Source organism: Holophagaceae bacterium (assembly GCA_016720465.1).
Lineage (GTDB): Bacteria > Acidobacteriota > Holophagae > Holophagales > Holophagaceae > JANXPB01.
This window is the reverse complement of sequence record JADKKO010000004.1, coordinates 1,173,021-1,186,497: the sequence shown is the minus strand read 5'-3', so window position 1 is coordinate 1,186,497 and position 13,477 is coordinate 1,173,021. Positions and strand designations below refer to the sequence as shown.

Sequence of the window (13,477 nt, the reverse complement as noted above, 5' to 3'; positions counted from 1 at the left end):
AACTTGGGACTTGGGACTTGAGACTTGGGACTGATATCAGCACTTTACTTCGGCGTTTTTCCGGGAGTAGTACCACCAGTTCAGGACCAGACAGACCGCATAGAAAGCGGCGAAACCGTAGAGCGCGTATTCCACCTTCCCGGCGGCGACCTGGGTCTTGAACACCGCGGGAATGATGAAGGAACCGTAGGCCGCGGCTGCGGAAGTCCATCCCAGGACAGGCCCCGCGAGCTTGGGTTCGAAGATGAAGGGGACCATCTGGAACGTAGAGCCGTTGCCCAGCCCCGTGGCCACGAAGAGCAAGAGGAAGAGCCCGAGAAAGGGCGCGAAATGGGCCTCAGGCGTCATGGAGCCCTGGGCCAGCTTCACGTAGTGCGCCACGCCCAGCGCGCCGATGATCATCAACACCGTGGACCACTGGGTCACACGGCTGCCTTTGAACTTGTCCGAAAGCATGCCGCCGATGGGCCGCACGAGGCTGCCCACCAACGGTCCGAGGAAGGCGTAGGCCAGCGGATTCGGCGAATTGGGATTGATGGTGCCGATGGGAAACTTCCCGAAGACCTCTTTGATGAGCAGGGGCAAGGCTGAACTGAACCCGATGAAGCTGCCGAAGGTCATCAGATAGAGCACGGTCATGACCCAGGTGTGTTTGTTCGGGAAGATCAGGAATTGGGCGTCGAGCCCGGTCTTGATCTTTCCAGGCAACAGCTTCATGAGCCCCAGGCATACCACGATGGTGAGCACCAGCACGCCCATCTGCGAGAGGAGGCCCATCTTGAAGTTGAGGAGCAGCAGCACACCCACGGCCGTGGCCGCGAAGCCGATGAGGTGCAGACCCAGGATCTTCAGCAGGGCAAGGCCCAGCGGCTCGCTGTCCTGGCCTTCCCGGTTGTCCATGAGGAACCAAGCCGACACCGCCAATACCGCCAGGACGGGCACCCACACAAAGGCGCCGTTCTGCACCCACATCTGCTTGCCCGTGGCGGCCACGAGGTGCGGCGCGCCCGCAAGCGAGCCGAACATGGCCGCGCCCATGACAGCGGGCACCAGGAATTGCATGATGCTCACGCCGAGGTTGCCCACTCCCGCGTTCAGGCCCAGGGCAAGACCCGCCAGCCGCTTGGGGAAGAACCCGTTGATGTTGGACATGGACGAGGCGAAGTTGCCGCCGCCGATGCCCGAGAGAGCCGCCATCACCGCGAAGGTCGAGAAGCTGGTGGTCTTGTCCTGAAGCGCGATGCCTGCGCCCAGGGCCGGGATGATCAGCAGCGCCGTGGTGAGCGCGATGGTATTCCGGCCCCCGGCCAAGGACACCAGGAAAGAGCTGGGGATGCGCAGGGTCGCCCCGCTCAGCCCGGCAATGGAGATCAGGGTGAAGAGCTGGGCGGGCGTGAAAGGAAAGCCGGCCTCCTTCATTCGCACGGTCAATACGCTCCAGAACATCCACACCGCGAAGGCGCAGAGCAGGCTGGGCACGCTGATGGCCAAGTTGCGCCAAGCCGTCTTCGAGGTGCCTTGCTCCCAGGCCTTGGGATCTTCAGGGTTCCAATTGGTCAGCTTGGCCATGGTGTATGCGCCCCTTCAGTTGGCGTGGTCGATGAGGTGGACGAGTCCAGGCGCTTCTTCGTGGTTGATGCGGCGGACGACGAAATGGAGCCATGCGAGGCAGACGAGCGACAGCAGCGACAGCACCATCCACATGGTGGTCCAAAGGCCCGTGGCTTTCAGCATGTATCCGAACAGGATCGGCCCGGCGAAGCCGCCCAGCCCGCCGATGACGCCCACGATGCCGCCCACCACGCCGACCTCGGTGGGGAAATAGTCAGGAATGTACTTGTAGACCGCCGCTTTCCCCACGCCCCAGGTGATGCCGACCATGAACACGAGGAAGGTGAAGATCCAGACATTGGCCTGGAAGAACACATGCGTGGAACCCTTGGCGAGGACCTGCTTCTTTTTCACCTTCTCGCCCGCCGCCACGACAGGTTCCTGCCAGAATTCCGATCTGGGAAACACCATCACGCGGTCATCGGTGGAGCCGGTGCCTTGGGCTTTCACCTTGTAGGCGTAGTTCAAATCTCCAACCTGGATCATCCCCTTCTCGACCGATTTCACTTCCCCGCCGGCCACAGCCAGCACCGCGGGGCCCGGGGAGTCGATGCTCATGCGGGGCACCATCAGCGCCGCGCAGGTGAAAAGGCTGACGCCGAAGGTCCAGTACATCACCGTCCGGGCGCCGAACCTATCGGAGAGCCAGCCCCCGAACGCGCGGATGAGGCCCGAGGGGAGGCTGAAGCAGGCGGCCAACAGACCGGCCATGGCCAGGCTCATGCCGTAGACGCTCACGTAATAGGGGATCAACCACTGGGCCAGGGCCACGAAGCAGCCGAAGACCAGAAAATAGTAGAGCCCGAATCGCCAAACCCGCACGTACTTCAGGGGAGCGAGCATCTGGGCCAGGCTCCTGTCCGCGGCATGCTCGGTCTTTTTCTCGGAGGTGAAGATGAAAAAGAGGACCGCCATCACCACCAAGGCCGCGGCGTATATTTTCGGTGCGGTGCGCCATCCTTCGATGTTGATGCCCGCCAGGGTGAGTTTTTTCAGAAGCCAAGGCGCGCCCATGCTCGTAATGGCGCTGCCGGCGTTGCCCGCGCCGAAGATCCCGAGCGCCGTGCCCTGCCGTTCCTTGCTGAACCAGACCGATGTGAAGGCGATGCCCACGGCGAAGGCCGCGCCGCTGAGCCCAAAGCCGAGCGAGGCCCAGACAAACCCTGCATAGGAATTCACGCTGCCCAGCAGGTACATGGGGATCGCGGATAGGAGCAGCAGAATGGTGTAGACCTTCCGGCCGCCGAATTTATCCGTGAGCAACCCCACGGGCAGGCGCATCAGGGACCCGGTCAGGACCGGGATGCCGATGAGCCAGCCGATCTGGGCCTGATCCCAGCGGAAGACGCCGTTCTCCACCAGGAAGGTCACCAACACGCCGTTCAGCGTCCAGACCGCGAAGCAGAGCGTGAAAGCGAGGGTGCTCATGGTGAGCGCCGAGAGGGACTTGGCCTTCTGGTCCATGGTTGTGCCTCCGCGGGATCTGGCTAGCTCCACTGGGCTTCCGGGCATCGGTGGCTTCCGGAAAACCCTCGGTTCGGAGCGTTGATTAATTAAAGGATCATATGATCCTAAATAACCCTAGTGCCATAGACAGAGCCTCCGCAAGGAATTTTGAAGAAGGTGTGACGGAATTCACGAAAGATCATCAACGATCCAGGCGCGGCGCCTTGAAGGCCAGGAACAACGCCACTGCGCTGAGGACCAAGGAGACGAAGAAGGCTCCCGCCAGCAGCGAGCGCTCCCCGTCCAGCACCGAACCCAGCACCGTTTCGAACAGGTAGAGCTGGATCACGAGCGTCAGGAGGCCGAATCCCAGCGCCGCGCCGGTCATTTGGGAGCGATTGGCCTTTTTCATGCGATCACCTCCCGGTTGCGTGCTTCTCCAGGACATTTTGCTGCCATGTGCCCAGGGGCGTTGGGTTTCGAGACATCGCCCACGGCCCAGATCATCCCGTCCTTGCGGATCTCGAGGGCGATCCCGCCGAGCGGCCGGGTCGGAGGCCCCTGCACCGGAAAACCCTGCTCCACTTCGAAGAACCCTAGGTGGCAGGGGCATTCCAGGCGCGCGCCATCCCAGCGCACCGCGCATCCGAGGTGGGTACACACCTGACGGTAGGATTTCAATTCGCCCTTCAAAGTCCGCACGAGGATGCACTTGTCCTGGTCATCCCGAAAGGCAAAGAGCCTGCTCTGCCCTGGTTGCAGCTCCGCATCCAGGCAGACGGCCACGGCGGTGCCGCCCTCCCCGCTGGGCGCTCCCTCCAGGGGCTTCCGGCGGGCCCACAGGTAGCCGATTCCAGCGGTGAAGCCGGTGGAGACCAGGGCCAGGAACCGGGCGAACTCCCGCCTGGAGTGCCGGGATTCTCCAGCGATATCCACAGGAAAAGCATCCTTCCAATGGGCCATCAGAAGCCTCCTTCAATCAGCAACGCGGCGTCCAAGTGGAGGGGGATCTCGGAATCAGGCACCATCACCGCGGTTCGTGTCTTCACCTTCAGCGTACCGACGAGGAACTCGCGCACAGGCTTGGACCGGCGCATCTCGGCAACCTGGTGCTTGGGCACGTAGAGCAGGGCCTGGCTGGGGCACACGGTGGCGCACATGGGTTTCAGGCCTTCGCTGGTGCGGTCGTAGCAGAGGTCGCACTTGAGCATCTGCTCCATGCCGCTGAAGACGATCGGCACACCGAAAGGACAGCTCAGCTCGCAATTCTCGCACCCGATGCAGCGGGGCTTCTGGGAACTGTGCACCACGCCGTCATCGGTCCGCTTGATGGCGTCCGCCGGACAGACCTGGGCGCAGATGGGATCTTCGCAGTGCATGCATACCGTAGGCACCGTCTGCGGCGATTCCATGCGGTCCATCTCATCCAGGTGGATCATCGGCCGCCCCTTGTGGGTGCCGCACTCCGCGCAGGCGCCCACGCAGGCCCGGCAGCCGATGCAGCGCTGGGGATCGATGAAAAAGCCGTATTCGTCCGAAACCATCAAAACACCTGCTCAGGAAGGTTCGCCTGATCGGTCCGGGCCTCAAAGGCCATGCGCTGAAGCTCCGCCAGCTCGGCGGGGAAGCGGTCCTTGGTGGTCTTGGCGATGCGGACTGAACTCACCTTGTACTCGGGGATCTTGCTCAAGGGATCCAGGTGCCTGGCGGTGAGGCGGTTGGCGCTGAGTTCGCCGGGCCAGTGGTATGGGATGAAGACCGTGTCGGGGCGGATGGATTTCACCACTTTGGCCGGAAGTACCAGGGCGCCGCGCCGGGAGGTGATCTCCACGGCGTCACCCTCTTCGATGCCATGCAGCGCTGCGAGCCGCGGGTGGATTTCCAAGTATGGATGCGGGCACTGTTCCACCAGGAAGCCGATGCGCCGGGTCTGGGTTCCGCTGAGGTAGTGGAAAACCACCCGGCCTGTGGTCAGCCAAATGGGATACTCGGCATCCACCACCTCCATGGGCGGCCGCCAGCGGGTCGGAATGAACTTGGCCTTGCCATCCGGGTGGAAGAATTTCCCGCCTTCAAAAAGGCGCGGCGTGCCCGGATGATCGAGTTCTGGACAGGGCCAGAACACGCCCAGGTTCTTCTCGATCTTCTCGTAGGTGATGCCGAAATAATCCGCGGTGCCGCCTTTGGATGCCACTCTCAATTCGTTGAAGATGGCTTCCGGGCTTGTGAAGTGGCCGAACCACTTTTCTTTACCCAAGCGCTGAGCGATCTCGACAAGGATCTTCCAGTCGGCACGGGCATCTCCCGGCGGCTCCACAGCCTTGTTGATCCGGATCACGCGGCCTTCCGCCGATGTGGTGGTGCCCTCGTCTTCCTCGTGCAATGCCGCAGGCAGCACCACGTCGGCATGCTGCGCCGTTTCGCTCAGAAAGAAATCCAGGTTCACGTAGAACTCGAGCCTGCTAAGCGCAGCTCGGGTGAACTCAGTGTCTGGAAGGCTCACCAGCGGATTGAAACAAAGGCTGAGCAGGCCCTTGATCTCGCCTGTATGGATGGCGTTCATGATCTCCTGGGCGGTGAGGCCTTTTCCGGGCAGTTCCTCGTCGGTGCAGTTCCAGACCTCGCAGATGTATTTCCGGTGCTCGGGGTTTTCGATATCGCGATTGCCGGGCAGCTGGTCGCACTTGTGGCCGTGCTCGCGCCCGCCCTGCCCGTTGCCCTGGCCCGTGATGGTCGCGTAGCCGCAGTTGGGCTTCCCGATGCGGCCGGTGGCCAGGACCATGTTGATGCAACCGAGCACATTCTCCACCCCCTTGCTCTGGTGCTCGATGCCGCGGGCGTGCAGCAGGAAGCTCGTCTCGGCCTCGCCCCACATCCGCGCGGCCTTCTCGATCGCCGCCACGGGCAGGCCCGTCAGCCCGGAGGTCCATTCCGGCGTGCAGTCCTTCACTTCCTCCAAAGCCTGCTCGAAGCCAGTGGTGTGGGCCTTCACGAAGTCCCAGTCGATGAGATCCCATTTGTGCAACAGGTGCAGCACGCCATTGGTCAGCGCGCAGTCGCTGCCGGGTTTCAGGGGCAACACGAGATCCGCGGTGCGGGCCAGCGGGGTGATGCGCGGATCCACAACGATCAGCTTCGCCCCGCGGTCCCGAGCCCGCCAGATGTAGTCCGTGGTGATGGGGGCGCATTCAGCTACGTTGGCGCCGGTCACCCAGATGACATCCGCTCCCACAATGTCAGCCCAGGAGTTGGCGGCGCGATCCACGCCAAAGGCCTTCTTGTTGCCCACCCCGGCGCTCACCATGCAAAGGCGGCCGTTGTAGTCGAGATTTTTCGTCCCGAGGCCCAGCCGCGCGAACTTCCCGGCCAGGTAGCTCTTCTCGTTGGTGAGGGAGACGCCCGAGAGCACCGCGAAGGCGTCCTTGCCGTACTGGGTTTGGATGCGTTCGATCTCGTTGACCGTGTGCGCCATGGCCGCTTCCCAATCCACTTCGGCGAAGCCATGCTCTGTGCGCACAAGCGCCGAGGTCAGGCGGTCCGGGTGGTTGCCTTGGAGGTAGCGCTTGACGCCCTTCGGGCAGAGCTTGCCTTCGTTGAAGGGGAACTCCGTCCAAGGCTCGAATCCGACCACGCGGTTGTCCTTCACCTTGAGCTGGATACCGCACTGCTGGCCGCAGAAGCAGCAATGGGTCTTCACGAGCTTGTCCGGCTCGAGATCCGCGTCCCAGCCTCCCGGGGGCGCCAGGTTTAGGTGGGGGCCATAGACGTCCCGAAGTTCCGCCAGGGATTTGGGCGTTGTGCTCATGGCTGGCTCCGGAAGGTCTGCAGGTCGGGAATCGGTTCCACGGACAGAGGTATCTCGGAGAAGGGGTCGAAAGCCCCGCCGAGCCTCGCGCCCTGGGCTTTCGCCAGAAGCCGGCGCTTGCACTTCGGACAAAGATCAAGGTGGTGCACGCTCTCCGAATGCCTGGCCGATTCGAGGCCCAGCTTGCTGAAAAGAACTTCGAGATCCCTGCGCTGGTTGGCCCGGATGAAAGGAATTCCGCAGGCCTTGCAGGCCAGCCGTCCTTCAGCTTCGCCTGAAGCCTTGTAGAAGGTCACGCCCAGCTGGGCGGGCCGCTGCACGATGTGGAAGAGCTTGCCGAAGGGAAGGCTCAGCAGCATGAGGATGACCGTCAATTCATGCAGGTAGGCGAGCGTTCCGAAATTGCGTCCCTGCAGCGCCTTTTCGGACACGGTGAGCAGGATTCCGGTGATCGATACGGAAAGGAGGACCAGGAGGGGCAGGATGTCCAGATCAAAACGCTGGGTGGCGATGTCGCCCTCGTCCTGGCCTCGGCGGATGAAGGCCAGCACGCATCCGGCGATCACCATCAGCGCCGCGAGATCCAGCACATGGAAGGCCAAGAAGCCGGCAAAACTGTGGACCGGAAAACTGCCGGTGGCAAAGCCGAAGAGCCAGGCCTGATAGCGATCCTGGTTGAACCCTTCGGAGGTGAACCTGATCCATCCGAAGACCAGCGGAAAGGTCACCGCAAAGGCGAGCAGGCAGCCCCAGGCGATCAGCGCGTGCGCTCCCCAGCGCTTGATGGACCGCTGCCCGATGAAGCGCTGGAGAAAGATCTGGTCGAGGGCCAGCAGGCCCATTTTTGGCATCAGGACGAGCGCCTTCGGGCTGGCCAGCATCTTCAGCAGGTCCCGGAAATACATCCAGGTGGCGGGCCGCTCCACCCAGGTCCAGTAGCGGTAGGCGACGCCGAAGCACGCGAACACCGAAGCCAGCAAGTAGCCCAGCAAAGCTGGATCCAGCCACCTTCCGCCACGGCTCCCCAGGGCGATACCCCCGCACAAAAGCAGAGTGGTCAACGCAGCGCGGAGGAGCGGCCGGGGTTCCAGATCAAGGGAGGAGAAGAAAGGCATCAGCGGTCTCCGAAATCCCAGGAAGAGTTTAATCCAACAGAACCCGCATTCCTAAATGCACCGGAATCGCATCAGCCCCGTCCGCGGCGCAGGGCCTGGGGTGATTGCAGGTGGGTCCGCCGCATCTTGGTGAGCTGCAGGTCCCTCAGGGTGTTCGAGGTCATGGAGGATTCCACCTGGGCTTTCACCGCGGACCAGGCATCGTGCATGGGGCATGGATTGTCGCAGTCGCAGGCCGGGAAGCCCATGATGCAGGCATCCAGGGAGCCCGGTCCTTCCATGGCCACAAGCACCTCCCCCACCGTGATGTGGTGGGAAGCCCGCGCGAGCCGGAAACCACCTTTCGGGCCCCTCACGGATTCCAGGATTTCGGCGCGGGCGAGCCGTTGGAGAATCTTCGCGAGGTAGGGCGGCGGGAGTTTCAATTGCTCAGAGAGATCCTTCGCCATCATGTAGGAACCATCCTCGGGCATGTGCGCGAGGGCTTGCAGGGCGTATCCGCTGGCGACGTTGAAAAGCATTTCAGTCCTTGTCATCCGTAATAAATATACACAACTTTATTTAAATTTTTCCCAGAATACTGGAGCCCAGGAGGCTTCACAGCCCTTTCAGAGAAAGCACCAGGGCGAAGGCGCTGATGGTGCAGACCAGCGACTCGCGCAGCCCGAGCGCTTTCGCATCCTGCACGGCCAGCTCTAGCTTCGGTTCCAGCAGGACCCTCAACAGGAGCATCCCCATCCACAGGGGCCAAAGCCAGCGCAGATCCAAGGCCAGCTGCATGGCCAGCGCCACAAGGCCTGCGGCCGTGTGGACCAGGAGCGCTGCGCCCAGGGAGGATTTTCCCCCACGCCGCAGGGCGAGGCGGGCCCGGAGATAGGCGACGGGCGCGGCAAGGCTCAGGAAACTCCCCACCCCCAAGGCGCCCGCCAACGACCAAGGCCCGCCCCCCACGCGGATCATTGCGGCGCCCAGCAGGGCGGGCAGCGCGATGGAAACCCATTCCGCCGCCAGGCTCCGCGCGCCGCCGTTCAGATCCACCCAAAGCAGCCAGGCTCCCAGCGGCAGGGCCGGCAGAAGCACCGCAAGGCCTCCAGGCCACGGCCCGCGGATGGCCAGGCCAAGCCCGGCCGCGGCCAGGAGGGTGTAGATCCCCATCCAATTCCGATCGAAGGCTGAGGCCATCCGGCCGCGAACCATCCGCCGCAAGGGGACTCGGCCCAGGAATCCGGCCAGACCCACCAGGAACAGCCCCAGCCCAGGCAGGCTCGGCCGCAGCGCCAGGGCCGAAACTGTGGGCAGGAACAGGAATGCCCAAGAGCCGTGTTCAGATGGCAGCAGGCGCGGTCTGGTGGTCTTCATAGGCGGGTTGAGGCATCTCGCTGGGCCCGAGGAGGGATTCCAAAGCCCGTAGCAGTTCCTGACGATAGAAGGCTTTGGTGCGGGCGTCAGCCACAAACGGCGTCATCATCACGCTGCGCAGCACCAGCAGGTGCGACTGGCTGCGCCATTCCTTGGCGGGAATCCCCAGCCGGGCCAGGAAAGGCAGCGGCGCATGGCCGTGGATCCGGTGGCTGAGCTGCGTGGAGGCCAGGGAAAAATCTCCAGCCCGGTCGGTCCGGAACCGGGCGAGCACTTCTTCATTCAGCGCGTTCACCCGGTGCAGCGTGTTGGCCCTCCGCGGGGCGAAGGCATAGAGCAGCACGTCGAGATCCGGCGAGTCGAACACATGGCAGGCATAGTCACCGAACAGCCTTCCGTCGAGCAGTTCCGCCAACCCCCGGGCGGAGCGGAAGGATTCGCTCAGAATCGCCCCGTAGCCCTTCTCGTTCAGCGGCACGGTGCGGTGGGCCAGCCAAACGGCGCTCGCGGCGGCCCCAGGCTTGCTGCCCTCCAGGATGTAGCTTCCCAGATGGTCTTCTTCGCCGGGATTGATGTAAGCCGCGTGCTGGGTGGTGAGGGTGCGCATATCCCCTTCGCGCAGCACCAGGGCTCCGGCGGGATAGGGGATGAACCCCAGTTTGTGGGGATCGATGGTGATGGATTCGGCGCGGGACATGGCCTGGAAGGCGGCATGGACCTCCTTGCGCACCGGGCACACAAGATTCTTGTCGCCGACCTCGCGGAAGGAACCGTCCCCGCGGCGGAACATGGCCCGGGCGTAGCCACCGTAGGCCGCGTCCAGATGGACGAAGAACCAGCGTCCATGCGTTTTCGCGAAGCGCTCCCGGAGTTCGAGAAGGCCGTCCACAGGATCCACGCCGCCGCCTTCCGTAGTGCCCACGATCCCCACGACCGCCAGGACCGGATGGTTGTCCCTGGCGAGCTTTTCCAGCATTTGTTCGAGGGCTGCCAGATCCAGGCGCAAGGATGAATCCACCGGCACCGGCAGCAACTGATCCTCGCCCAGGCCCAGCAGGTTGGCGGCCTTGTTCCAGGAGTAGTGCGCCGTGGCGGGCACGAGCACACGGAACGCCCCGCCCCGCCTCACGGTGCAGGGATTGGGCGGAAGGGTGCGATGGAGCGCCATCAGGGTCTCGGTGCGCAGGCGGCCGAGGAGCTGGTCCGGCATCCTCACGCTGAGCGAGCGGCCGGCCGCGTCCTTCCAATCACCGGCCGGCTTTCCGCGGGGCAGCCGCAGGGGGGCCAGGGCGAGGTTCCGCAAAATCCAGAGGGCTTCAATGTTCGCAACCGTGCCGCCGGAGCAGAGATGCCCCCAGGCGCGGTCTGGATCGAACCCCATCAACTCCGCCAGGTCCCGGGCCACCTCCCGCTCCAAGGCGCTGGTGACGGGACTGCCCTCGCTGGCCACATTGTTCGGGTTGTAGAGCATGGCGGCGAGATAGCCCACCTGGGCCGGAATCAGAGTGTCCGCCATCATGTGGCCCAGGTATCTCGGCGAATGGCTGGGCACCGAGCCCTTCAGACGGCCGAGCAGGCGCCGCAGGGAAGCTTCCACACCCGCCTGGGTGACCACGAAATCCGGCTTGAGCTGGCGGAACGGATCCACCGCGTCAGGATCGTCCGGGAAGAATCCCCGCCTCCAATGGACATGGTCCCGCACGGCGTCCAGCAGCAGCCGCTCCAGGAATTCGGCGTTCTGGCCCTGGGGGCCTAGGAACAAGGCATGGGGATCAACACGCATGGCTAGCTCGCACGGTTATTCAATCGTCGGCCCTCGCTTTTGGCAGACAAAGGCGGGGGATTCATGGTGCAGGATCCTAATATTTCCAATCATCTCTAGCACTCGCTTCTTACTTGTGCGGTGGTCCAGGTGCTAAGTCAATACCGTCTGGCGTTAAGGTGACGAACCTCACAGCCCTGGCATTCCCGATCCGGATATTGGATGCTGGAAGGACGCGGAAAAACGGTATGCTTAGCTCCTGATTGCTAGACTCCATCTCTGTCTTGATCGAGTCAGGCACCGAAGAAATGTCGCAATTCAGGAATGAGCGTGGCCTTCATCGAATGGAATGAGCAATACGAAACAGGCCTGCTGGGTTATGACGCCCAGCACAGGACCCTGTTCCGCCTGGCGAACCGGATCCATGAGTGCCTCGACCGGCAGCTCCCCGGGTCTGAGCTGGAGCTCAGCTCCGTGTTCGGCGCCTTCCTGGAGATGACGCGGACCCACGTCCGCACCGAAGACGAGCTCATGGCCTGGCACCGCTACGAGCCAGGCAAGGACCACGAGAAGGCGCACAGCCACTTCATCGAGGGCCTGGAGGCGATCGCTGATTCCTCCCTCGGAGGCCTCAGCCACCGTGAACACCTGCGGGAAATCCTCCTGAAGTTCAAGCTGCACTTCGAGGCCGAGGATGAGCAGACCTTCCTGGCCCTGTTGCGCCGAAGCAACTTTCCAACCGCAGGTTGAGCGCGCGTTCCGGAAAAACAGAATTCATGGCCGAGTCCGATTTCCCCCAGCGCGTCCCCATCAAGGTCATCGGCCGGAAGGACGAACTGATGGCCGGGATGGTGGCGGAACTGATCCTGGCCCACCTGGGGCCGCAGCGGGATGGCGACGAAAAGCATCAGGCCAACTGCAAGGGGGCATACATCAGCTTCACGTTTTGGGTCGCCCTGCCCCACGCTGAGGCCGAAAGGCCCCTCCGGGAGGCCATCGCGAAATTGCCGGGATACGTGATGCAGTTGTGAGGAAACACCTGGTGGAGGGCTCCCTCAGGGCCTGAGGGTGCCCATCATGCGGGGATAGGGGATGGTTTCTCTTACATGTGGCAGCTTGCAGATCCAGGCCACGGCGCGTTCCAGGCCCATGCCGAAGCCTCCGTGCTGCACCCCGCCGAAACGGCGGACATCCAGGTACCATTCGTAGTCCGCGCGGTTCAGGCCGTGGTGCTCGATCTGGGCCAGCAGGTAGTCGATGTCGGAGGACCGCTCCCCGCCGCCGATGACCTCGCCGTAGCCCTCCGGGGCCAGCAGGTCGGCCCCCAGCGCCAGATCCGGCTGGGCGGGGTCGAAGGCCATGTAGAAGGCCTTGAAGCTCTTCGGAAACCGGTGCACCCACAGCGGGAGTTCCATGGAGTTCATGAGGATGGTTTCATCGTCATTGCCGAAATCCTCGCCCCAGTTGATGTCGCTTCCCAGCTCTTTGAGCCTGGCAACGCTGTCCGTGTAGCTCATGCGGCCAAAGGTCCCATGCAGCGCATTCTCCAGGGGCGCGGTGTCGCGCTCCAGGACCTTCAGCTCTTCCTGCCGTCCTTCCAGCACGCGCTGGAGGATGAACTTCGTCATGCGTTCGCCGAGCTGCATGACGTCTTCAAGCCCAGCGAAAGCCATCTCCGGCTCCACCATCCAGAATTCCGTGAGGTGGCGGCGGGTTTTGCTCTTTTCGGCGCGGAAGGTGGGCCCGAAGCAGTAGACCTTGCCGAAGGCAGGCACGCCCGGCTCCTGGTAGAGCTGGCCGCTCTGGCTGAGGAAGGCCATGCCCTCGTGGAAGTAGTCCGTCTCGAAGAGCGAGCTGGTGCCCTCGCAGGAACTGGGGGTGAGGATGGGCGCGTCGAGCAGCGTGAATCCGTCCTCGTCGAAAAAGTCGCGGATGGCTTTCACGATGGTGTGCCGCACCCGGATGATGGCCCACTGGCGTTTCGACCGCAGCCAAAGTGTGCGGTGGTCCATCAGGAATTCGATGCCGTGGTCTTTGGGCGTGATGGGGTAGTCCACGGAAGGCGCGATGAGCTGCAGCGACTTCACCAGGATTTCCGGCTCCCCCGTCTTGGGGTGCTGCTGGACGATCCCGGTGATGGAAATGGCCGATTCCTGGGTGAGCTTGCCGGCGGCCTCGTAGCTCTCCGGATCCGCATCGTTGGCGCCCACCACGCACTGCACGAAACCCGAGCCGTCCCTCAACTCGATGAAGCGGGTCTTGGAGGTGCGGGCGTTGCGCACCCAGCCCCGCAATGAGACGGTTTCCCCGGCCAGGGATTTCAGGTGGCGCACTTCTGAGAATTGGGATGGCATTGAATGAACTCCAGACCTTCAGACT

At 63.2% G+C, this 13,477-nt stretch carries 13 protein-coding genes; 2 read left to right on the top strand and 11 right to left on the bottom strand.

The genetic code is table 11. The features are described from left to right. Positions 1-36 precede the first annotated feature (36 nt). The 10 genes from IPQ13_12635 to IPQ13_12590 form a co-directional block, all read right to left on the bottom strand. Positions 37-1,569: a NarK/NasA family nitrate transporter gene (locus IPQ13_12635; GenBank protein ID MBL0211736.1), complete on the bottom strand. Its 1,533-nt coding sequence runs from the start codon at positions 1,567-1,569 to the stop codon at positions 37-39. A gap of 15 nt (positions 1,570-1,584) precedes the next feature. Next, complete coding sequence (locus tag IPQ13_12630; protein MBL0211735.1) at positions 1,585-3,075, bottom strand: MFS transporter; 1,491 nt, start codon at positions 3,073-3,075, stop codon at positions 1,585-1,587. A gap of 184 nt (positions 3,076-3,259) precedes the next feature. Continuing rightward, positions 3,260-3,469 carry a hypothetical protein gene (locus IPQ13_12625; GenBank protein MBL0211734.1) on the bottom strand — a complete coding sequence of 70 codons (210 nt, stop codon included), beginning with the start codon at positions 3,467-3,469 and terminating at the stop codon, positions 3,260-3,262. Continuing rightward, positions 3,466-4,020, bottom strand: a complete 555-nt coding sequence (locus IPQ13_12620; GenBank protein ID MBL0211733.1) for a Rieske (2Fe-2S) protein — start codon at positions 4,018-4,020, stop codon at positions 3,466-3,468. The genes IPQ13_12625 and IPQ13_12620 overlap by 4 nt, the downstream gene beginning before the upstream one ends. After that, on the bottom strand, positions 4,020-4,601 hold the full coding sequence (locus IPQ13_12615; protein MBL0211732.1) for a 4Fe-4S binding protein: 582 nt from the start codon (positions 4,599-4,601) through the stop codon (positions 4,020-4,022). The genes IPQ13_12620 and IPQ13_12615 overlap by 1 nt, the downstream gene beginning before the upstream one ends. Beyond that, positions 4,601-6,862 (bottom strand): molybdopterin oxidoreductase family protein, encoded by a 2,262-nt coding sequence (locus IPQ13_12610; protein ID MBL0211731.1) that lies wholly within the window; start codon positions 6,860-6,862, stop codon positions 4,601-4,603. The genes IPQ13_12615 and IPQ13_12610 overlap by 1 nt, the downstream gene beginning before the upstream one ends. Continuing rightward, complete coding sequence (locus IPQ13_12605) at positions 6,859-7,977, bottom strand: MFS transporter (GenBank protein MBL0211730.1); 1,119 nt, start codon at positions 7,975-7,977, stop codon at positions 6,859-6,861. The genes IPQ13_12610 and IPQ13_12605 overlap by 4 nt, the downstream gene beginning before the upstream one ends. Positions 7,978-8,048: 71 nt before the next feature. Further along, positions 8,049-8,498 (bottom strand): Rrf2 family transcriptional regulator, encoded by a 450-nt coding sequence (locus tag IPQ13_12600; GenBank protein ID MBL0211729.1) that lies wholly within the window; start codon positions 8,496-8,498, stop codon positions 8,049-8,051. 76 nt (positions 8,499-8,574) lie between these two features. Further along, positions 8,575-9,336, bottom strand: a complete 762-nt coding sequence (locus IPQ13_12595; protein ID MBL0211728.1) for a YwiC-like family protein — start codon at positions 9,334-9,336, stop codon at positions 8,575-8,577. Beyond that, a complete protein-coding gene (locus tag IPQ13_12590; GenBank protein ID MBL0211727.1) occupies positions 9,302-11,119 on the bottom strand; it encodes a hypothetical protein in 1,818 nt (605 codons plus the stop codon). Before IPQ13_12590 ends, IPQ13_12595 begins: the two co-directional genes overlap by 35 nt. A 309-nt stretch (positions 11,120-11,428) precedes the next feature. Here IPQ13_12590 and IPQ13_12585 point away from each other — a divergent pair, with 309 nt between their 5' ends. Both IPQ13_12585 and IPQ13_12580 read left to right on the top strand, forming a co-directional pair. Continuing rightward, on the top strand, positions 11,429-11,848 hold the full coding sequence (locus IPQ13_12585; protein ID MBL0211726.1) for a hypothetical protein: 420 nt from the start codon (positions 11,429-11,431) through the stop codon (positions 11,846-11,848). Between the two features lie 26 nt (positions 11,849-11,874). Further along, positions 11,875-12,129: a DUF493 family protein gene (locus IPQ13_12580; protein MBL0211725.1), complete on the top strand. Its 255-nt coding sequence runs from the start codon at positions 11,875-11,877 to the stop codon at positions 12,127-12,129. Between the two features lie 24 nt (positions 12,130-12,153). Here the strand turns inward: IPQ13_12580 and asnS are convergent, their stop codons facing one another. Beyond that, positions 12,154-13,452: an asparagine--tRNA ligase gene (gene asnS / locus IPQ13_12575; protein MBL0211724.1), complete on the bottom strand. Its 1,299-nt coding sequence runs from the start codon at positions 13,450-13,452 to the stop codon at positions 12,154-12,156. Positions 13,453-13,477 lie beyond the last annotated feature (25 nt).